This window comes from Amycolatopsis sp. NPDC034160, assembly GCF_055575355.1.
Window position 1 is genome coordinate 359,437 of record NZ_JBVISU010000002.1, and the last position, 20,220, is coordinate 379,656.

Annotated in this window: 15 protein-coding genes; 10 read left to right on the forward strand and 5 right to left on the reverse strand. The window is 68.8% G+C overall.

Features of this window, described 5'->3' with window-relative positions; translation table 11 throughout:
• Positions 1-12 precede the first annotated feature (12 nt).
• The 4 genes from rpsD (at position 13) to truA (ending at position 3,365) form a co-directional block, all read left to right on the forward strand.
• On the forward strand, positions 13-618 hold the full coding sequence (gene rpsD / locus ACZ54P_RS06660) for a 30S ribosomal protein S4 (RefSeq protein ID WP_061979949.1): 606 nt from the start codon (positions 13-15) through the stop codon (positions 616-618).
• Between the two features lie 127 nt (positions 619-745).
• Positions 746-1,819: a DNA-directed RNA polymerase subunit alpha gene (locus ACZ54P_RS06665; protein ID WP_005166811.1), complete on the forward strand. Its 1,074-nt coding sequence runs from the start codon at positions 746-748 to the stop codon at positions 1,817-1,819.
• 75 nt (positions 1,820-1,894) lie between these two features.
• Positions 1,895-2,458 carry a 50S ribosomal protein L17 gene (gene rplQ, locus ACZ54P_RS06670; RefSeq protein WP_038519813.1) on the forward strand — a complete coding sequence of 188 codons (564 nt, stop codon included), beginning with the start codon at positions 1,895-1,897 and terminating at the stop codon, positions 2,456-2,458.
• Positions 2,459-2,531: 73 nt separating this feature from the next.
• Complete coding sequence (truA, locus tag ACZ54P_RS06675; RefSeq protein ID WP_465460846.1) at positions 2,532-3,365, forward strand: tRNA pseudouridine(38-40) synthase TruA; 834 nt, start codon at positions 2,532-2,534, stop codon at positions 3,363-3,365.
• Here truA and ACZ54P_RS06680 read toward each other — a convergent pair.
• The 3 genes from ACZ54P_RS06680 to eccE all read right to left on the reverse strand — a co-directional run bounded on the left by ACZ54P_RS06680 (position 3,335) and on the right by eccE (position 6,451).
• A complete protein-coding gene (locus tag ACZ54P_RS06680; protein WP_465460532.1) occupies positions 3,335-4,294 on the reverse strand; it encodes an endonuclease domain-containing protein in 960 nt (319 codons plus the stop codon). The two genes, truA and ACZ54P_RS06680, sit on opposite strands and share 31 nt — an antisense overlap.
• Positions 4,295-4,550: 256 nt before the next feature.
• A complete protein-coding gene (locus tag ACZ54P_RS06685) occupies positions 4,551-5,273 on the reverse strand; it encodes a hypothetical protein (protein ID WP_037314709.1) in 723 nt (240 codons plus the stop codon).
• Positions 5,270-6,451 (reverse strand): type VII secretion protein EccE, encoded by a 1,182-nt coding sequence (gene eccE, locus ACZ54P_RS06690; protein ID WP_465460847.1) that lies wholly within the window; start codon positions 6,449-6,451, stop codon positions 5,270-5,272. Before eccE ends, ACZ54P_RS06685 begins: the two co-directional genes overlap by 4 nt.
• A 537-nt stretch (positions 6,452-6,988) precedes the next feature.
• On the opposite strand from eccE, the gene eccB reads away from it, so the two are divergent.
• From eccB to ACZ54P_RS06705, 3 genes are read left to right on the forward strand one after another with little or no spacing between them, the layout of a single operon-like run.
• On the forward strand, positions 6,989-8,614 hold the full coding sequence (eccB, locus tag ACZ54P_RS06695) for a type VII secretion protein EccB (protein WP_465460533.1): 1,626 nt from the start codon (positions 6,989-6,991) through the stop codon (positions 8,612-8,614).
• A gap of 56 nt (positions 8,615-8,670) precedes the next feature.
• Positions 8,671-8,997: a hypothetical protein gene (locus ACZ54P_RS06700; protein WP_465460534.1), complete on the forward strand. Its 327-nt coding sequence runs from the start codon at positions 8,671-8,673 to the stop codon at positions 8,995-8,997.
• Positions 8,998-9,002: 5 nt separating this feature from the next.
• Entirely contained in the window at positions 9,003-10,160 is a 1,158-nt protein-coding gene (locus ACZ54P_RS06705) for a WXG100 family type VII secretion target (protein ID WP_465460535.1), read from the forward strand.
• Positions 10,161-10,259: 99 nt separating this feature from the next.
• Here the strand turns inward: ACZ54P_RS06705 and ACZ54P_RS06710 are convergent, their stop codons facing one another.
• Together ACZ54P_RS06710 and eccD are read right to left on the reverse strand one after the other, a co-directional pair.
• Positions 10,260-11,918, reverse strand: coding sequence for a S8 family serine peptidase (locus tag ACZ54P_RS06710; RefSeq protein ID WP_465460536.1), 1,659 nt, complete (start codon positions 11,916-11,918; stop codon positions 10,260-10,262).
• A gap of 23 nt (positions 11,919-11,941) precedes the next feature.
• Positions 11,942-13,306 carry a type VII secretion integral membrane protein EccD gene (gene eccD, locus ACZ54P_RS06715; RefSeq protein ID WP_465460537.1) on the reverse strand — a complete coding sequence of 455 codons (1,365 nt, stop codon included), beginning with the start codon at positions 13,304-13,306 and terminating at the stop codon, positions 11,942-11,944.
• Between the two features lie 460 nt (positions 13,307-13,766).
• Between eccD and eccCa the strand changes: the two genes are divergently transcribed.
• From eccCa to ACZ54P_RS06730, 3 genes are all read left to right on the forward strand, one after another.
• Positions 13,767-17,774, forward strand: coding sequence for a type VII secretion protein EccCa (eccCa, locus tag ACZ54P_RS06720; protein WP_465460538.1), 4,008 nt, complete (start codon positions 13,767-13,769; stop codon positions 17,772-17,774).
• 68 nt (positions 17,775-17,842) lie between these two features.
• Entirely contained in the window at positions 17,843-19,786 is a 1,944-nt protein-coding gene (locus tag ACZ54P_RS06725; RefSeq protein ID WP_465460539.1) for a type VII secretion-associated protein, read from the forward strand.
• A 12-nt stretch (positions 19,787-19,798) separates the two neighbouring features.
• Entirely contained in the window at positions 19,799-20,161 is a 363-nt protein-coding gene (locus tag ACZ54P_RS06730; protein WP_465460540.1) for a hypothetical protein, read from the forward strand.
• The last annotated feature ends 59 nt before the right edge of the window (positions 20,162-20,220 follow it).

Below are 20,220 nucleotides of genomic sequence, written 5' to 3' on the forward strand. Positions count from 1 at the left end.
GAGTAAGAAGAAATGGCTCGTTACACCGGCCCCGCGACGCGTATTTCGCGTCGCCTCAAGGTTGACCTCATCGGCGGCGACCAGGCTTTCGAGCGTCGCCCCTATCCGCCCGGCCAGCACGGCCGCGGTCGGATCAAGGAGTCCGAGTACCTCCTGCAGTCGCAGGAGAAGCAGAAGGCTCGTTACACGTACGGCGTTCTCGAGCGTCAGTTCGTCCGGTACTACAAGGAAGCCGTTCGGCGTCCCGGTAAGACCGGTGAGAACCTGCTGCAGATCCTCGAGTCCCGTCTCGACAACGTGATCTACCGCGCCGGCATCGCCCGCACCCGCCGTCAGGCGCGTCAGCTGGTGAGCCACGGTCACTTCGTGGTCAACGGCGTCAAGGTCAACGTTCCCTCGTACCAGGTCAGCAAGTGGGACATCATCGACGTGCGGCCGAAGTCGTTCTCGATGCTGCCCTTCGTCGCTGCCAAGGAGTCGTTCGGCGAGCGTCCCGTTCCCGCGTGGCTCCAGGTCGTTCCGTCCAACCTCCGTGTGCTGGTCCACCAGCTCCCGGAGCGCGCTCAGATCGATGTTCCGGTCCAGGAACAGCTGATCGTCGAGCTCTACTCGAAGTGATCCATCACCGGGCCGGGGTTTCCCCGGCCCGGTGTGGGCACGGGCGGCGGCGCCCGGAGCGCGCCGCCGTTTCGCCATCCCTTTCGGTGTCATATGGCGGGCGCCGTTTGGAAAGGAATTAGGAAAGATGCTGATTTCCCAGCGGCCGGCTCTCGGCGAAGAGACGGTCAACGAGACCCGCTCCCGGTTCACCATCGAACCGCTGGAGCCCGGCTTCGGCTACACGCTCGGCAACTCGCTGCGGCGCACGCTGCTGTCGTCCATTCCGGGCGCGGCCGTGACGAGCATCCGCATCGACGGCGTGCTGCACGAGTTCACCACCGTTCCCGGGGTGAAGGAAGACGTCACCGACATCATCCTGAACCTCAAGGAGCTCGTGGTCTCCTCGGAAGAGGACGAGCCGGTCACCATGTACCTGCGCAAGCAGGGCCCTGGTGAGGTCACGGCTGCCGACATCGTGCCCCCGGCCGGTGTCACCGTGCACAACCCGGATCTGCACATCGCGTCGCTGAACGGCAAAGGCAAGCTCGAGATCGAGCTCGTCGTCGAGCGCGGCCGCGGTTACGTTCCGGCCCTGCAGAACAAGCAGGCGGGCGCGGAGATCGGCCGGATCCCGGTCGACTCCATCTACTCCCCGGTGCTGAAGGTGACCTACAAGGTCGAGGCGACCCGTGTCGAGCAGCGCACCGACTTCGACAAGCTGATTCTGGACGTGGAGACGAAGCCGTCGATCACGCCGCGGGACGCCGTCGCGTCGGCCGGTAAGACGCTGGTGGAGCTGTTCGGTCTCGCGCGCGAGCTGAACGTCGACGCCGAGGGCATCGAGATCGGCCCGTCGCCGCAGGAAGCGGACACCATCGCCGCCTACGCGATGCCGATCGAGGACCTGGACCTCACCGTCCGGTCGTACAACTGCCTCAAGCGCGAGGGCATCCACACCGTCGGCGAACTGGTCTCGCGCAGCGAGGCCGACCTGCTGGACATCCGCAACTTCGGTGCGAAGTCGATCGACGAGGTCAAGCTCAAGCTCGTCGGTCTCGGCCTCGCGCTGAAGGACAGCCCGCCCGGGTTCGACCCGACCGCGGCCGCGGCCAGCTACGACGGTGAAGGCTGGTCCGAGGGCGTCGACAGCATCACGGACGGAATTTCGGACAACGGCCACGACGATGGCCAGGACTACGCAGAGACGGAGCAGCTGTAAGGCCAGCTTCGGCTCCCTCACCGGTAGGGGTGGGGGAGCCTCGGCCTCCAGCTGTGAGCTGAACGAGGAGAACCGATGCCCACCCCCACAAAGGGACCCCGTCTCGGCGGGTCGCCCGCGCACGAACGGCTGATCCTGGCCAATCTGGCCACCCAGCTGTTCGAGCACGGCAAGATCACCACGACCGAGGCGAAGGCCCGCCGGGTGCGCCCGCTGGCCGAGAAGCTGATCACGAAGGCGAAGCGGGGCGACCTGCACAACCGTCGTCAGATCCAGCGCATCGTGCGCGACAAAGACGTCGTGCACAAGCTGATCGCCGAGATCGGTCCGTTCTTCGCGGAGCGTCCGGGTGGCTACACCCGGATCACCAAGACGATGGCGCGCAAGGGCGACAACGCCCCCATGGCCGTCATCGAGCTGGTGGCCGAGAAGACCGTCACCGCCGAGGCCGAGGCCGCGCGCAAGACGAAGTTCGCCAAGGACGAGCCGAAGGCTGCCGCCCCGGCCGCCGAGGAGACCACCGAGGCCACTGAGGCTGCCGACACGGCCGCCACTGAGGCTCCGGAGGCCACCGAGGCTCCTGCCGCCGACGAGGCCGCTGAGGCCCCCGCCGCGGACGCGGACAGCAAGAAGGACTGACGTCCTGACGGCACCGAACACCCCGGACGAGCCCGCCACTCCCACTGCGGAGGGCGGGCTCGTTCGTCTGCGTCTGGATGTTTCCTACGACGGCACCGATTTCTCCGGCTGGGCGCGGCAACCCGGACGGCGCACGGTCCAGGGCGTCCTCGAAGAGGCGCTCGCGAAGCAGCCTCCAGGAGCCTCGGTCCCGAAGTCCGTCGTCGTCGCCGGCCGCACCGATGCCGGAGTGCACGCGGCCGGCCAGGTGGTCCACGTCGACGTGTCGCCTTTAGCGGGCAAAACGCGATCCGGTCGCCTGGAACTGGACGAGCAAGGCATCCCTGACCTGGGGCGGATGTGTCACCGGTGGAACCGGTATTTGCCAGGTGACGTCCGGGTACTGGGCGCTCGCGTGGCGCCTGCGGGCTTCGATGCGCGGTTTTCCGCCGTGCGGCGGCACTATCGCTACCGCGTCTCCGACGCACCGTGGGGCGTGGATCCCTTGAGGCGCCATGACACCTTGGCCTGGGGACGGCCGCTCTCGATCGATGCGATGAACGAGGCGTCAGCCTCCCTTCTGGGGCTCCAGGACTTCGCTGCCTTCTGTAAACAGCGCGAAGGCGGGACGACCATCCGAGAGCTGCAGAGGCTCGTCTGGCGGCGTACCGGGCCGCACGCGGTCGAGGTCGACGTCTCCGCCGACGCGTTCTGCCACTCGATGGTGCGAAGCCTGGTCGGGGCACTGCTCCTGGTCGGCGATGGCCGCCGGCCGCTGGATTGGCCCGGCGACGTCCTGGAGAGCCGCACGCGCGACAGCGCTGTCGCTCCCGCCCACGGCCTCACGCTCATGGCCGTCGACTACCCGCCGGACACCGAACTCGCCGCCCGCGCCGATCAAACGCGTGCCATGCGCACTCCCTCCTGACCCGGCCGCGGCACAGTTAGCGGGCTAACCCCGCCGCGGCGGGCCCGCTGGACGGCCTCGACGACGCCTTCGAAGTCGGTCGCCAGATCATCCGCGGTGACGATGACGAACCGCCAGCCCTCAGCTTCCGCGCGTCTTCGGCGTTTGCGGTCGTGGGCTCGTTGTTTCGGCGTGTTGTGCCATCGGCCGTCGTATTCGATGGCGACTTTGGCCTCGTCGTCCGCGAGGTCCAGGCGGGCGATGAACTGACCCGTCCGGGAGAAGACCTCGACCTGAGGTGTCGCCTTGATGCCGCCGGCGGCCAGCACGATTCGAAGTTCCGATTCCCGAGGAGACTCCGCGCGTGGATCGGACAGTCGCAAAGCATGTCTGGCCAACCGGATCCCTCGATTACGACGGCCATAGAACTCCCGGTTGAGATGCAGATCGGTCAGCTTCTCGGCTCTCATGAACTGGTCCAGATCCGGGACGCCGGTGCGGAGCCGTCGCACCCACCCGGCTTTGCGAGGAGAAAGTCGAAGGAGCAGGTCCAGCGCGATCCGGCTTTTCCTCGCGATACGAATGCCGTTCCACGGCTTCGATTCTTCGGGCTTGACCTCGGTCCGCCGCACCTTGATACCGACTATCGGCCCGAAGCGGTGCTTCTCCGGCACGACCATCTCGACCGGGTCGTTGGGCTTGGCCAGCTCGATGCCGTGGACGGTCGCCGCCGATCGGCCGGTCAGCACGGCTTCCGGCGGTGCCAGCAACGCGGCGCCACGGCAGCGCAGCTCGTGCGTGACTTCTACGTCAGCGCGCGTGTAGACGTCTTGGAACAGCCTCCGGACGCTGGGACCGCGTAGCCGGCTTGCCGTGATGAGGCCCGCTTTACGTGCCTCGGAGCCGCGGAAGACGTCGGGGAGATGGGATGAATCGAAGGGTTTGGTCATGCCGACACGGTGATCGACAAGACCGACAACCCATGGCCATCACCGCCCCTGCGGGACCGGCTTATCCACAACCCCTGACTTATCCACAGCCGTCGCGGTTGCCTCTTGACCGACCAGTGCGCGACCCGCTTCCCGGCCCAGGTCGACTTTCGCCCCCTAATCGCGCTCCGGGGCGGGACGCAAAACGGGGGCACTGTCCGATGTGGACAGTGCCCCCGCAGGGCACCTTTAGGCCGCTAAAGTCGACGCGGGCGGGTTAGTCGCCGCGGCGCACGGGGCCCAGGATCTGCTGTTCCTTGGCCGTGGTGACCAGGCGGAGGGGGCGCCATAGGTTGCGCCCCAGTGCGACGACCTGGTCGTCCTTCAACGTCGTGAGCTGCTTCATCATCTGCGGCGGGAGCCGCCAGATGCGCGCGGCCAGCTCGGCCTGTCCGGGCGGGAGCCGCTGCATCAGCACCAGATCGGCCGCGTTCGCCGTCGCCCCGGCCTGAGGGTGCAGGTACGGCAGCACGTAGACCGTCGTCTGCCACGGCGAACGCGGCGGGAACAGGTCCTGTGGCGTCGGACCGCCGTCGGTCACCACGAGCAGCGGCGCGTCCTCCGACGGGCGTGGGAGGTCCACCGGCGACAGCCGCCGGATCTGCACCAGCGGAGACGGCCTGCCGTTGGGCTGGTTCCCCGCCGCTTGGGGGAGAACCTGCCACGCGGCCGGACGTCCGGTCGCCACGACGACCCACGCCCCGACGGCCATCGCCCGTAGCGCCACCTGGCGAGCCAGGTACAGGCCGCCGACCAGCACGATCCGGGTCGGTGTCGAGCGCAACGCGGAGATCGTCAGCGGCTCGCCCTTGAGCCCGGAGCCGAGGACGATTCCGCCTCGGTCGCCGGACGGGCTGATCGCGTCCAGCATCGCCGGGTCGACGGTGAATTCCGGGGCGACCCCGGCGTTTTGGCCGGCGTCACGCATTCGGGTGCTCATGCCGTGCCTCCGATCGGCAGCGTCGCGGAGAACCCGGAGATCTGCAGGCCGCGCAACGGCGTCAGCGTCACGCCCAGCCGGTCCGAGATGCCCTGTAGCCGCTGGTCCGCCGCATCAAGTTCACGCGGGTTCCGCGCGCTCAGGCGCACGATGCCCCGTAAGCCGATCTTGCCTTCGTCGGCGGACGGCGAGATCGACATCGCCACCGTCGCCGACAACGCGCGGACACTGGTCAGCGCGTTCAGGCTGCCGCTGATCTTGCCCTTGGGCCAGCTGGTGATCGCGTAGCTCGCGTGTCCGATGCCCGCCGCGGTGACGCCGGTCCAGCGCTCCTGCAGACCGACTTTCGCGGGCGAACCGGCGACCGCGGTCAGTTCGGCGGCCGAAATACTGGACCGCAGCAGCTCGTCCGGATCGAGCGGCCGGGTCGGCACGCCCTGGGACTCCAAGGCGTTGCGCACCCGCGACAGCGCGCCGATCAGCGCGCGGTGGGCACCGACGACGCCGCCACCGCGTTCGCGGATGGCGGCCGGGCACCGGCGCGGGTCGAGCCGGATGGCGACCCACGTCGTCCGCCGTGCGGCCGCGGGAAGCGGGCCGAGCACCTCCATGTAGGAGCTGAGCGCGGGCGAGTCCGACGGAAGCGCCGCGCTACCCGGGTAGCAGTGCCAGATCATCTGGATCGAGTCGAGGACCACACCGCGGTCTTCGAGACAGGGCGCGAGCGCGGACAGCGGCAGGCTGGGCGCGCCACCGGCCTGGGTGATCAGCGCGGGAGCGGGTTCGACGAGCAGAACAGCGGTCCACGTCCCGTCGTTCCACGCGATGCCGACCTGCTGGCGTTCGTGGTCGACGCCGTGCGCGACGACGAGATCGGGAACGGCGAGGCGAAGCAGGTTCACCCGGGCGTCGTCGGGGCCGGTGACGGCGTCCTCTTCGGCGGCGAGCGTCTCGATGCTGCTCGGCGGAAGCGGAGTCGCCACACGATCATGCGAACGGAGCATGTACCGCATGGTGAGTCCGGCCCATTGGGTGAACCAGCGGCCGCCCCAGCGCAGGAACGCGATGATGATCGCGACCGCGAGGACGCCGATCGCGACGTACTTCAGCTTCATGTCGATCGCGAGGAGCACGAGACCGATCGCGAGCCCGAGTTCGAGCACGACCAGGTTCGCCACGGGCAGCGGGCCGAGGTTGATCCCGCCGGTCCGGCGCCGTGCGGGCGCTGCTATCCGCACCGCCGGGGTGGGGGGAGGACCGGGCTGCGGGCCGGGGCCACCGGACGGAGGACCGCCCGGGCCACCGGGCCCACCAGGGCCACCAGGTCCGCCGGGCCCACCAGGCCCTCCTGGACCGGGGCCACCGGGGCCACCGGGACCCTGCGGTCCGCCAGGACCTCCTGGGCCTCCGGGTCCGCGAGGAACACCGGGGCCTCCAGGGCCTCCGGCGGGGCCACCCGGACCGCCCGGCCTGCCGGGCCTTGGCGGCGGCCCCGGCGGGCGGCCTGGAGGTTGAGACCCCGGAGGGCCAGGCGGACGTGGAGGAGTGGTGACGGACATCCGCGCTTTCTCTTCCCCTCGTGCGTGCTGCGTACCCGGAAAGCCGGTCCCGAGGAACTCGACCCTAGCTGGAGTTGGTAGAAACCCCACACCAGACGGTCCCCGTACGGCTATCCTGCGGAACCGTACCGCGACGGGGAGGACTGTAGGTCGAGAATGCCATCAACACCGACTACTAAGTCTCAAGTTCAGGCTTATCAGTTCGTTCTGCGCCGGATGCAATCCGCGCTGGTCCGTCGCGACGCCGTCATGCTCCACGACCCGATGCGCACGCACACGCGCGCCACCATCGTGGGTGTCGTGCTGGCCGCGCTGGGCGTCCTGGTCTTCGTGATCTGGGGACTCCTGAGCCCGAAGCCTTCCGTGCCGGAGGCGGGAAACATCGTCATCGGCGAACAGTCCGGAACGGTTTACGTCGTCGCCGGGAACCCCAAGAAACTGGTTCCGACCTTCAACCTCGCCTCCGCCAGGCTGCTGATCATCGCTCAGTCGAAACAAGGGGCGCAGCAGGCGGGAAACAAGCCTTCCGGGCCCGCGCAGGCCTCCGAGGTGAAGAACCCCACAGTCGTTTCGGACGAACAGCTGAAGAACATTCCCCGCGGCCAGCTCATGGGCATTCCCAACGGCCCGCAGCTGATGCCGACCGAGGGCCAGCGTGTCGGCCCGGAATGGGGCGTATGCGACGAGGTCATGTACGACCCGACGGTGCCAAGGCCGGATCTCACGAAGACGGAGACGACCGTCTACGCGGGTGTGAAGCAGCTGGGGAACCGTGAGCTCGGCCAAAACGAGGCACTGCTGGCCAAGGGTGCCAACGGCCGGACCTATCTGATCTACCGCCTGGCGTCGAACCCCAACCTCCCGAACGCGAACGCCGTCAAGGCCGAGATCAAGCCCGACGCCAGCGCCGTCCTGTCCGCGTTGAAGCTGCCCGATCAGCCTCGCGGTATCTCCCAGGGCCTGCTGGACGCGATTCCCGAGGTGCCGGAGCTGAAGCTGCCAGACGTCCCGGGCAAGGGCGAGACCCCCAACTTCGACATCGACGGCCTCAAGGTCGGAGACGTCTTCTCCACCGAGCAGGCCGGCGGGAAACTGGACTTCCACCTCATCACGCGGGAAGGGATCCAGCCCATCTCCCCGGCCGTCGCGGACATCGTCCAGACCGGGAAGAACGACGGCAGCACTTCGGTCATGTCCGTGGCGCTGGGCAAGATCCGCAACGTCACGCGGGTGACCGCGGGACAGAACGGCTTCGTCGACCTCGACGCGTACCCCCAGACCGTGCCGACCGTGCTCAACGCGACCCAGGGTTCCCGGGTTTCCTGTCTGAGCTGGTCCATCACCGGCGACGGCGCCAGCCGCGACGGGCACACCGCGGTGTTCGTCGACGACAAGCTGCCGAAGGGCAGGAACGCCGACGGTTCCGCTCCCGGGGTCAAGATCGGTACCCCCGGTCCGGTCGGCGCGCCGATCAACAGCTTCTACATGGAGCCGGGTTTCGCGGCGGTCGTCCAGTCGGCGACCGGCAAGGAGACCTTCGACAAGGGGCCGATCCAGCTGATCTCCGATCGCGGGATCCGCTACGGCGTCCCGGACGCGGTCACGGCGGACTCGATCGGGCTCAACAAGCGGGTGCCCGCACCGGAAGCCATCGTCAGGATCCTGCCGGTCGGCGCGTCGCTGAACACACAGGACGTGCTTCGTACGTTCGACACGGTGCCGATCGACGACAGGGCGGGTTCGGTCGCGACTCAGTCGCAGCAGGCTCCGGCGGGGAACTGATCCCGGGAACCCCTGGGCAGGCGCGCGCGTCTCAACGCCCAAGCACTATCGGGTGAGTGGAGGGTGCAGTGGCCGGCCTGAAGATCGACGGCACCGTCGTCGGTGACTACGCGAAGCGGGTGGACGCGGCCGCCGGGGAACTCGAGCTGGCGGCCGCCGAAGTGACCGGGAAGGCCGTCACGGTCGAGTCCCACGGCACGCTGGGGGAGGAGCTGGGACTCGGCGCGTCTTACGGGCGTGCGGCCGAGGCCATCCGACGTCAGCTGGTGGAAGGCGCGGCCGCGCTGCGGTCGGCGTCGGAGGCCCTGCACAAGGTGACCGCGCGGCACGCCGGACACGACGACGAGGCCGCCCAGATGATCAAGCACGCCGTGGAGCTCTGAGCCGCATGATCGCCGAGTCGGAGAACCCGACCGATTCCATCCCGCACCCGATGGCGGCCGCGCGCCCGGCCGCTCCGGTGGCGCCCCCGAGCGCGTTTAGCCCGCTAAACGCGACGGGGGCGGGAGAGGGCGACCTGGTCGAGGCTGCCGCACCGCATCTCGCCTTTCTCACGGAGCTGTCCGGCCATCTGGGGCTGATCGATCCGGTCGAGGCCTACCTGACCCCGCTGGCGGCGCGCTGGGAGGACTTGAAGGACGAGGCCGACCGGCTCCGGAAAGCGGCGAAGACTGCGGGCACCGTCTCGAAAGAACTGTCGGAGGACCTCGGCCGCCTCGACGCCGGATGGTCGGGCAAGGACGCCGACGCCTTCGTCGCGTACATCCGGGACATCAACGTCGCGGGTTCTGATGTCGAAGACGCCCTCACCACGTTGGCGGGTTCGCTGGACGAATTGGTGCTGTCGATCCGCCGCATCCTCACCGACCTCGTCGAGGTTCTGGTCGATACGGCCGAACTGACCTCCGAGACCGCGATGCTGCCGGTCGGTGGCGTCGGGCGGGCGCGAAATCAGCTCGAGGAGGCACAGGAGTCGGCCAAGGCGCTCTTCGAAGCCGCTCGCGACGTACTCGAGAGCTTTGTAAGGCTTTGCGACGGCGTCGACGGTCCTGATGCGGCTTCGCGGAGCATCGAGATCACCCACCGGTTCCCGCAAAAGGAGTTCAAACTCCATGACGAGGCCGCGGCGGCGGGCGCGCCGGTGCCGGAGAAGAACGCCGGTGGCAAGGCGGAAGCCGGTGCGCCTGATTCCGAGGAGCAGTCGACGTCGCCGTCCGCGGCCGATTCCGGGGAGGGGCGGAAGACGGGCTCGCAGGAGCCTCTGATCGAGCAAGGGCAGGCGCCGATCCCGGAGGTCGCGCCCATGCAGGCCTCGCCGGCTCCTGGCCAGGCTGCTGCCGGGGCGGGAACCGCGATGATGCCGATGGGGATGGCGCCGATGGGGATGGGCATGGGCGGGGGAGGTCGGACGGCTCACCAGTCGAAGACACGGCCCGCCTCGAAACCGTCCGACGTGGTCGGTGAGCCCGGTCAGGTCGTCCCGCCCGTGATCGGCGAGGACGACACCCCCGCGAAACCCGGCCCGAAGCCCAAGCCCGCCAAGTAGGTGCCCCACGGGCGGAGCGACTTTCGCGGGCTAACCGTGATCTGTGCGGGACTCGCCTCAGAGCCGCACAGATCGCGATCAGCCCGCGAAACGCAAGTCCTACGGGGTTTTACGGCCTGGTGAGGCGGTCGGCCGGTTGCGGCGGACCGAGTGCACCACGAACAGCGTGATGAGCAGCGCCACCAGACCCCCGCCGGTTCCGGCGAGCGCGACGATCATCGGTGCCGAGTCCCGGTCGTTCGCCGGCGGCAGGTTGGCGGGCAGCTGAACCGGCTTGGCCTTGTCCGCCTCCGACGGCACGATCGCCGTCAGCGCCGCGATCGGGTCGATGACCCCGAAGCCGACGAAGTTGTCCCGCCCGCCCGGCGCCGCGGGGTGCTGCGCCGTCGCCTTGATCCGGTTCATCACCTCACGCGCGCTCAGGCCCTGGAACTTCGCACGAATGAGAGCGGCCACACCCGCGACGTACGGTGCGGCGAAGCTGGTGCCTTGGATGGGACCAGGGTCTCCGCCGCCCTCGATGGTCAGGTTCGCCAGGCTGCTCGATCCTTCCGCCGGATCCAGCGAAATGATCTTGGTGCCCGGAGCGGCGACACTGACCCAAGGGCCGTTGACGCTGAATTCCGCGACACCGCCGGTTTCGTCGATCGCCGCGACGGACAGGACGTCGTCGGAGAACCACGGCGGCGTGACGATCATCTTGGGGGACTTGGGGTCCGGCTGGTCGTTCTGCGGGCATTTGTCGCCGACGTTGCCCGCCGCCGCGACGACGACCACGTCGCGCTCGACGGCGTAGTTCACCGCCGCCTGCAGCTGCTTCTCGCCATCGGTGATGCCGCCGGTGGCCGGACGACAGTTGTCGACCGACATGTTGATCACCTGCGCGCCCTTGTCGACGGCGCGGACCACGGCCTGCGCGAGCGTCTTCAGCGTCCCGGCGGTTTTGCCCTGTTCCTGCTGCCGTCCACCCTTGTTCTGGCCCGGCGCCGTTCCGTCCGCCGCTCCGCCGACAGCGCCGTTGCCCTGCGAGGACGGCGGAAGCTGCGATCCTCCCGGGTTGTTCGACGAAGCGGGCGGTCCGGAGCTGGCGGGCGGTGCGGGCGGTGGTTCCGGCTTCTTTTCCGTCTCTTCGTAATTCTGGCTCGACTGACGGATCGACAGGATCGTGGCGTCCGGCGCGACCCCGCGGAACCCGATACTCGCGTCCGGTGGGTTCGCGGCGATGATCCCCGCAACCTCGGTGCCGTGGCCGTCGCAGTCCTCGAGTCCCGGCGCCTTGCCACCGCCGGGAGGCGCGACGTAGTCGCCCCCCGATTCGACGCGACCACCGAAGTACGGGTGCGCGCTGACCCCGGTGTCGATCACGGCGACCTTGACACCCCCGCCGATCGACTGGGTGGCGCCGCGCATCAGCTGGTGCACCTTTTCGATCTGCAGATATTCCTGGCCCCAGGGGCGGTTCTTGATGTCGACCTGGTCACCGCCGAGCTTGCTGCGCTGAACGCACTCGGTCTTCTTCTCGTAGTTCTTGTCCGGCTTGCCTTCGTCCACCGGTTTCTTGGACTTGTCCACCGGAGGCGGAGTCGCGAAGTAGCCACCGGCGTCCGCCGGGACGCTGCTTTGCTGTGCCCACGCGGGAAGCGCCACCGATGCCGGCGAGAGCACACCGATACCGGCGGCCAGCAGCATCGTTCCGGTACGTCCGGCGAGGCCGAGGTGGCGGACGCGCGTCCCCCTGGACTTCCGCGCTGCAGCCATCAGAGCATCATCCGATCGGGTCGTCACTTGAAGTTGAGGTGGCGCAGCGTCGTGTAGAGATCCATGACGCCGAGGGCCAGCGGGAGCACCGTCGCGATGAAGACGGCCTCGAAGATCTCCACGGTTCGCCGCAGCGGCGGTGAAAAGCGCTGGTTCGGGAAGATCACGCCGACCACGAGCGCGCCCGCGCCGATCAGCAGCAGCGCGCCGAACACGAACAGGACGCGATTCAGCGGGCTCGCCGACCACATCCAGCCGAGCAGGATGCCCGCACCGGACACCATGCCGGTGGTCAGAAGCGCGATGGCCTGCGCGCCGTTCGCGTACGCCCGCGCACGCAGAAGCAGGACCAGCGTGGCGACCACGCCGAGAATCGGCCCGAAGATCGACGGCGACGTCGAGGCGATGATCGCGAACAGCGCGGTGGCGGCGCCGCAACCGGTCAGCAGGCCGGTCATGTACTGGTGGGCGACCGCGGTGCGGCGCTCGATGGCGCGGTAGTCCGGGAAGCCCGAGTCTTCCTTGAGTTCTTCGGCGCTGCCGGGAACGTGGGGCGTCGGGAGGGCGGCGAGCTTGATCGTCGCACGCGGCAGGATCGAGATGCAGGCCAGCGCGAACGCGGTCGCGCCGGCGGCGATACCGGCGATCGGGGTGTCGATGAGCGTCGCGGCCAGGAACGTCAGCGCCGAGATCGTCGCTGTCGTCGCAGCGGCGATGAAGGTGGTGATCCCGTGGCCGATGACGAGGATGCAGACCGCCGCCACGATGATCACGAGGGCGCTCGCGAGCAGAAGGTTCGCCCACAGGGACAGCCCCGGCACGATGTAGAAGCCGCTGACGAAGGCCAGCGGCAGGCCGCCTGTCGCGGCGATCAGGACGCCGGTCGCCTCGGCCTTGTAGGCCTTGGCCAGTGTCGCGCCGATCGCGACGCACGCGATCGCGCCGACGCCACCGGCGATGGCGGCGGCGAGGGCATTGCCGCCGTAGAACGAGCCACTGGTGAAGAGCGCCAGGGCCGCGAAGAACAGAGCCAGACCGCCCGCGATGTGTCCGAAGCGGCGCGCCGTTTCCTTGGTCCACGGCCGGAAGCTGTCCGGGGAGGACTCCGCGATCGCGTCGACGACGTCGTCGTACAGCGGCGGAGGCGGGTTCTCGTTGCGTTTGCGCAGCTGCAGCAGTTCGCCGTCGACGACGCCGAGGGACGCGAGGGTCCGGCTCGGGTCGAGTGGCGCGTCGCCGAGCTTCGCCAGTGCCCAGCCGCCGTGGCGGGCGCCGCCGTCCGGCGTCGCCTCCTTCGCCATCTCCAACAGCATGGGCAGCAGGTCCGCCACCGCGACGTCAGCCGGCAAAGCCACGTCGATCCGGGTGCGTGGTGCGACCACCGTCACCCTGCTGAATACCGTCGTGCCCGTTGCCACTGCCTTCCCCCTGCCTGAGAGTCTGCTCCCGGGGGAACTTATACCGAACCCGGGTGCGCACATCATCGACTGTCGGAAAAAGACCGGCAAAAGTAAGGGAGACGACCCACGCGGTCCTCTCGCCGCGCGCCGGGCACGTCGACTTTCGCCGCCTAACCGTGACGCTTAGCGCCCCTAAGTACTTCGGGGGTCCCGTGCCGCCGGATCGCGGTTAGGCGGCGAAAGTCGACGTGGGCCGGCCGGAGGCCTTGCGGGTTCGTTGGGTCTTGTCGGTCCTGAGCCCTACACTCCCCGACATGCGTATGGCCCCGGTCGGGGCCGTTCTCGGCGTTGTCCGGATTTTCCCCGGCCACGTTCGATAGGTTGTCTCGCGCACCAGTACGCGCACCAACGGTGGCCGCCATCGTCGAGTTTGAAGAGGGGTCCTTCGATGAGCACGCTGCAGTTCAAGAAGTCACCGCGCCTGGCGGCGCCGCGGCCGCCGGGTGGCGAGGTGCATCTCGAACCGCCGCCTGAGGTGCCCCGCACCATCCCGGGCAACATCGTCATGAAGCTGCTTCCCGCGGTGATGATCGTCGCCTCCCTCGGGATGATGGTCTTCATGTTCACCACGGGTGGACGCAACCCCATGATGATGATGATGGGCGGCATGATGGTGCTGAGCACCGTCGGCATGATGGCCGGTGGTGCGGGCAAGGGCGGTGGCGCCAAAAAGGCCGAGATGGACGAGGACCGCAAGGACTACCTCCGCTACCTCGGCCAGATGCGTGACAGGGCCCGCGAGGCCATGGTCGACCAGCGTGCCGCGCTCGAGTGGGTCCACCCCGACCCGCAGACGCTGTGGTCGCTGGCCGCGAGCCGCCGCATGTGGGAACGCCGCCAGAACGACCAGGACTTCCTCCATCTCCGCGTCGGCCGCAGTTCGCACCGGCTCGCGACGCGGCTCGTGCCGCCGCAGACCGGCCCGGTCGACGAACTGGAGCCGATCGCGACGCTGGCGCTGCGCCGGTTCGTCCGCGCGCACTCGATCGTCCCCGACCTGCCGACCCAGATCACCCTCCGCGGGTTCGCCGCGGTCAGCATGCAGGGCGACCGGGGCCTGACCCGCGGCCTCACCCGGGCGATGCTGGCCCAGCTGGTCACCTTCCACAGCCCCGACGACGTCCTCATCGCGGTCGCGACGGCGGGCCGCGCCAAGGAGGAGTGGGAGTGGGCGAAGTGGCTGCCGCACGCCCAGCACCCGGCGCTCGCCGACGGCATCGGCCAGCTGCGCATGATGGCGGGCTCCCTCGCGCAGATCGAGCAGTGGCTCGACGAAGAACTCCGTGACCGCCAGCGGTTCTCCCGTAACGCGACGCCCGCGCCGGATCAGCCGCACGTCGTCATCGTCGTCGACGACGCCGAGGTCACCCGCGAGGAACAGATCATCCTCGAAGAGGGCCTCGTCGGCGTCACCCTGATCGACCTTTCCGACTCCATCGGCAACCTCGCGGCCCGTCGTGGTCTGCGGCTGGTCGTCGAGGAAGACCGCCTCGGCGCGCGCAGCGCCGGCGGCGTCGAGTGGTTCGGCCGTCCGGACACGCTGAGCGTGGTCGAGGCCGAAGCACTGGCACGACTGCTCGCGCCGTACCGCGTCGGCACCGCCGCGCAGGACGCCGCCGAGGAAGAGCCGCTGCTGTCCAACCCCGGTCTGCTGGAACTGCTGGGGATCCCCGGCGACCCGATGACCTTCGACGTCCAGCAGGCCTGGCGGCCGCGTCCGGTGCGGGACCGCTACCGCGTCCCGTTCGGCGTCGGCGAGTACGGCCAGCCGGTCGAGCTGGACATCAAGGAAGCCGCGATGGAGGGCATGGGCCCGCACGGCCTGTGCATCGGGGCGACCGGTTCCGGTAAGTCCGAGTTCCTCCGCACCCTGGTGCTGGGCATGCTCGCGACACATTCGTCGAGCACGCTGAACTTCGTCCTCGTCGACTTCAAGGGTGGTGCGACGTTCCTCGGCCTGGACGCCGCGCCGCACGTTTCCGCGGTCATCACCAACCTCGCGGACGAGGTCACGCTGGTCGACCGCATGAAGGACGCGCTGGCCGGTGAGATGAACCGGCGCCAGGAGGCGCTGAAGAACGGCGGTAACTTCAAGAACGTCTGGGAGTACGAGAAGGCCCGCGAGAACGGCGCCGACCTCGACCCGCTGCCCGCGCTCTTCATCGTCTGTGACGAGTTCTCCGAGCTGCTGGCCGCGAAGCCGGACTTCATCGACCTGTTCGTCGCCATCGGACGGCTGGGCCGGTCGCTGCAGATGCACATGCTCCTCGCGTCGCAGCGGCTGGAAGAGGGCAAGCTGCGCGGTCTCGACTCGCACCTTTCCTACCGCATCGGCCTCAAGACCTTCTCCGCCGCGGAATCCCGTGCCGCGATCGGCGTGCCAGACGCGTTCGAGCTGCCGTCCGTCCCCGGTGGCGGGTACCTCAAGTACGACACCTCGACGCTGGTCCGCTTCAAGGCTTCGTACGTCTCGGGCCCGTATCGACCCGCGGGCATCAAGGCGGCAGGCCCGGTCGCGACCGTGGTCCGCGCGGACAAACGCCCGCAGCTGTTCGTCCCCGACTTCGTCGAACTGCCGAAGGAGCCGGAGCCGCAGCAGATCGAGGCCGCGCCGGTGGAGCAGGCCAAGCCGGAGGAAGCCGTCGAGCCCAGCGAGCTCGACGTGATCGTATCCCGGCTGATCGGCCAGGGCCCGCCGGCCCACGAGGTCTGGCTGCCGCCGCTCAAGGAACCGAACTCGCTCGACACCCTGCTGCCGAACCTGAACCCCACCGACGACCGCGGTCTTTCCCCGGTCGGGTTCTTCGGCAACGGACGGCTGCAGGTACCGCTCGGCATCGTCGACCGGCCGTACGAACAGCGTCGTGACCTGCTTTGGGCCGACTTCTCCGGTGGCGCCGGGCACGGTGTGATCGTCGGCGGCCCGCAGTCGGGCAAGTCGACCATGCTCCGGACGCTGATCATGTCGATGGCGCTGACCCACACCCCCGAAGAGGCGCAGTTCTACGCGCTCGACCTCGGTGGCGGTACCTTGGCCGGTCTCCAGAGCCTGCCGCACGTCGGTGGCGTCGCCGTCGCCCGGCGCGAGCCCGACAAAGCCCGCCGGATCGTGGCTGAGCTGACCACCCTGCTCACCGAGCGGGAAGGCAAGTTCGGCGCACTGGGCATCGACTCGATGAACGAGTTCCGCAACCGGAAACGGCGCGGCGAGATCAAGCCAGAAGACGACGCCTTCGGTGACGCCTTCCTGATCGTCGACAACTGGAAAGCGCTCCGGGACGACTTCGACGAGCTGGAAACCTCGATCACCAAGCTCGCCACCCAGGGTCTTTCCTACGGCGTGCACGTCATCATCGCGGCGAACCGGTGGGCGGACATCCGTCCCGCGATCAAGGACATGATCGGTACCCGGTTCGAACTTCGCCTCGGTGACCCGAGCGAGTCCGACATCGACCGCCGCGTCGCGGTGAACGTCCCGGCCGGCCGCCCCGGTCGCGGTCTGACCAGGGACAAGCTGCACCTGCTGACCGGTCTTCCGCGGATCGACGGCTCGAGCAACCCCGACGACGTCGCCGCCGGTGTCGCCGACGCCGTGGCGAAGATCAAGGGTGCGTGGCGCGGCCGCCCGGCGCCGCAGGTCCGCCTGCTGCCCGAGATGGTCACCTACGACGAGGTCCTCAGCATCGACTCCAAGCGCAACACGAAGCTGGTGCCGATCGGCGTCAACGAGGAAGACCTCCAGCCGATCTACCTCGACTTCATGGCCGATTCGCACTTCTACGCGTTCGCGGACGGCGAGTCGGGCAAGACGAACCTGCTGCGGCAGATCACCCGGGGCATCACCGAGCGGTACACGACGCAGGAAGCAGTCATCATCCTCGTCGACTACCGGCGCACGATGCTCGGCTTCATCGGCGGAGACCAGCTGCTCGGCTACGCGGTTTCCGCCGCGCAGCTGGAGAGCATGGTCAAGGACGTCCACGGGTCGATGACCCGGCGGCTCCCCGGTCCGGACGTGACGCAGGAACAGTTGAAGACGCGGTCCTGGTGGACCGGTCCGGAGCTGTTCATCATCGTCGACGACTACGACCTGGTCGCCACGCAGACGAGCAACCCGCTGAAGCCGCTCGCCGAGTTCCTCGCCCAGGCGAAGGACGTCGGTCTGCACATCATCGTGGTGCGCCGGAGCGGTGGCGCCAGCCGGGCGATGTTCGATCCGATCCTTGGCAAGCTCAGGGAGATCGCGGCGCCCGGTATGGTCATGAACGGCTCGCGGGACGAAGGCAACCTCATCGCCAACGTGAAGCCGAGCCAGATGCCGCCGGGCCGAGGAAACCTCGTGACCCGCAAGCACGGCAAGCAGCTCATGCAGGTCTCGTGGATCCAGCCGGACTGACCTCCCGCGGAACCAGGTGAGGTACGGGCTGGGCGTGGAGTGAAGACGACGATCTGCGGGAGTGGCTTGTGACAGTGCGGGTAGCGGTGGACTTCGGGACATCGAGCACCTGCGTAGTCGCTTCGATCAACGGCCGTGAGCCGCAGGTCGTCGTGGTTGACGGGCAGCCCTTGATGTCGTCGGCGGTTTACGCCGCGCCGGACGGGACGCTGTTCGTCGGTCAGGAGGCGGAACGGCAGGCGGCGGTGGACCCGTCGCGCTACGAGCCGAACCCGAAACGCCGGATCGACGAAGGCGACCTGCTGCTGGGCGACAACGTCCTCCGCGTGACCGACGTCGTGCACGCCGTGCTGAAACGCGCGGTGACCGAGGCGCGCCGGCTCGCCGGTGACTCCGAGGTCGAGTTGCTCGTCCTGACCCACCCGGCCGATTGGGGCGCGACCCGGACCCGCCTGCTCCGGCAGGCGGCGGGCGGGCTCGCGCGCCAGGTCGCCCTCGTGCCGGAACCGGTCGCCGCGGCGGTCTATCACGCGGCGACGTTCGCTCCGGTCGACCTCAATTCCGAGCGCACCGTCGAGTTCAGCGGCCGTCCCGGCGACGCCCTCGCGGTGCTCGACCTCGGCGGCGGCACCGTCGACGTCTCCGTGGTCCAGCGCATGCCCGGCAGCCCGGCGGATCGCAGTTCGCCCGCTAAACGCGCCGGGTTCCAGGTGCTGGCCACCCGGGGGGATCCGAGTTTCGGCGGGGCGGACGTCGATCAGGCGCTCTTGGAGCATGTGGGTTCGCTGGTGTCGTCCGTCGATCCGCCGGAATGGCGGAAGCTGGTCGAGGGCCGCGAACTCACCGACCGGCGGCGGCGTCGCGTCCTGCGGCAGGATGTGCGCGGCGCGAAAGAGACGTTGTCGCGGCACGCGTACACCGACGTCCCGATGCCGCCGCCGTTCGCCGACGCCCACGTGACCCGTGAGGACCTCGAGCGGCTTATCGCGGGCCCACTTGGGCGCGCGGTCGAGCTGACAGTCGCCGCGATCAGCGATTCCGGGCTGCGGCCGAAGCAGCTGACCGCGATCTTCCTCGTGGGCGGGTCCAGCCGGATCCCGATGGTGTCGCGGCTCGTGCACGAGCGGACCGGCGTCGTCCCCACGACCCTGGATCAGCCGGAGACGGTGGTCGCCCGCGGCGCCCTGCGCGCGGTGCTGATCGACCCGGACCGGACGGGATCGCTGGCCGGCTCCGCGGTCTCTCGTGCGGGCGGCGCCCCAGCGCCTTCCCCCGCCGATCGGCGGCCTCAGTTTCCTCCTGGCCCTCACCACCCCACCCCGCCCCCACAGGTCGCGTTTAGCCCGCTAAACGCGACACGGCAGGGGCCACCGTCGCCGCCGATGGGGCGCCAGGGCATGGCGGGACCGCGGCAGCCGTGGCGACCGGGCGAGCCCTCCCGGGAGAGCAAACCGGCCGAGCGCGGCGGGAAGAGCAAGAAGACGCCCTGGATCATCGCCGCGGCCGTGGTGGCCGTGGTGGCGGTCGTCGGCGGTGTCCTCTTCGCGGTCAACAGCGGTGAGGACGAGCCGGAAGGGCGGACGCTCGCCCAGTACGACTACCGCTTCATCGCGCCGATGGACTGGACACAGACCGACGACCGGGTCGCCGACCGTCAGGTGGTGATCCATCCGAGCGATTCCCTCACTGGAGACGACCTAGTTGTCGCCCAGGAGTACGTGATGGACTACGACGCGACGGCCGACAGACAGAAGCTCGTCGACGAAATCAGTTCCGGGGCACGGAGCGCGCCCCATAAGTACAGTGGCTTCAACGGCGCCGCGAACTATGCCGGCAAAACCGTCATTTACTACCGCGAGACCAAGCCGAAGGCGCGCGTCGACTGGTACGTCGTCGCACAGGGAAAGATCCGCGTCCACATCGGTTGCCAGTACGGCACCGGCTCACCGCTGGAACAGCGGGTGAGCGCGGCCTGCGAGCAGGTCGTCAAAACGATGGCGGTCGTCAACTGAAGGGGGAGCCATATGGCACCCGAACCCGAGACCGCCGCTGAGCATTTCGCGCGCACTGGGCGTGACGCGGTCACTTACGCCCGGCAGGTCGCCCGCACGGCCAAGGCGCGTTATGAACGCCGCCGGGGAGAAAACGCCGAACTGGCGAAGCAATTCGGCAAGGGACGGCTCGCCGGCGGCGAGACCGCGCCGACCCCCAGTGTCGTCCGGAACGCCGCGAAACGGTTCCGTGCCGGCGCCGGTCTTCCGGTCCCCGCTTTGCCCTCGGCGGCGGACTTGGTTCCCCTTCGGCCAGAACCCGTGCCCCGTCGGCCACGGGTGGGTGACGACGACGAGGACTTTTCGCAGTCGCGAATCATGATCCGCGGCGAATGATCGACCGCTGTGCACTTGCGAAATCCCGTGGTGAAACGCCATTTCTTCGCGCGATTCGC

Excerpts from the sequence above, each read along its gene's own strand:
- rpsD (WP_061979949.1), top strand. The coding sequence starts at position 13 with ATGGCTCGTTACACCGGCCCCGCGACGCGTATTTCGCGTCGCCTCAAG.
- ACZ54P_RS06665 (WP_005166811.1), top strand. The coding sequence starts at position 746 with ATGCTGATTTCCCAGCGGCCGGCTCTCGGCGAAGAGACGGTCAACGAG.
- rplQ (WP_038519813.1), top strand. The coding sequence starts at position 1,895 with ATGCCCACCCCCACAAAGGGACCCCGTCTCGGCGGGTCGCCCGCGCAC.
- ACZ54P_RS06680 (WP_465460532.1), bottom strand. The coding sequence starts at position 4,294 with ATGACCAAACCCTTCGATTCATCCCATCTCCCCGACGTCTTCCGCGGC.
- ACZ54P_RS06685 (WP_037314709.1), bottom strand. The coding sequence starts at position 5,273 with ATGAGCACCCGAATGCGTGACGCCGGCCAAAACGCCGGGGTCGCCCCG.
- eccB (WP_465460533.1), top strand. The coding sequence starts at position 6,989 with ATGCCATCAACACCGACTACTAAGTCTCAAGTTCAGGCTTATCAGTTC.
- ACZ54P_RS06705 (WP_465460535.1), top strand. The coding sequence starts at position 9,003 with ATGATCGCCGAGTCGGAGAACCCGACCGATTCCATCCCGCACCCGATG.
- ACZ54P_RS06710 (WP_465460536.1), bottom strand. The coding sequence starts at position 11,918 with ATGGCTGCAGCGCGGAAGTCCAGGGGGACGCGCGTCCGCCACCTCGGC.
- eccCa (WP_465460538.1), top strand. The coding sequence starts at position 13,767 with ATGAGCACGCTGCAGTTCAAGAAGTCACCGCGCCTGGCGGCGCCGCGG.
- ACZ54P_RS06730 (WP_465460540.1), top strand. The coding sequence starts at position 19,799 with ATGGCACCCGAACCCGAGACCGCCGCTGAGCATTTCGCGCGCACTGGG.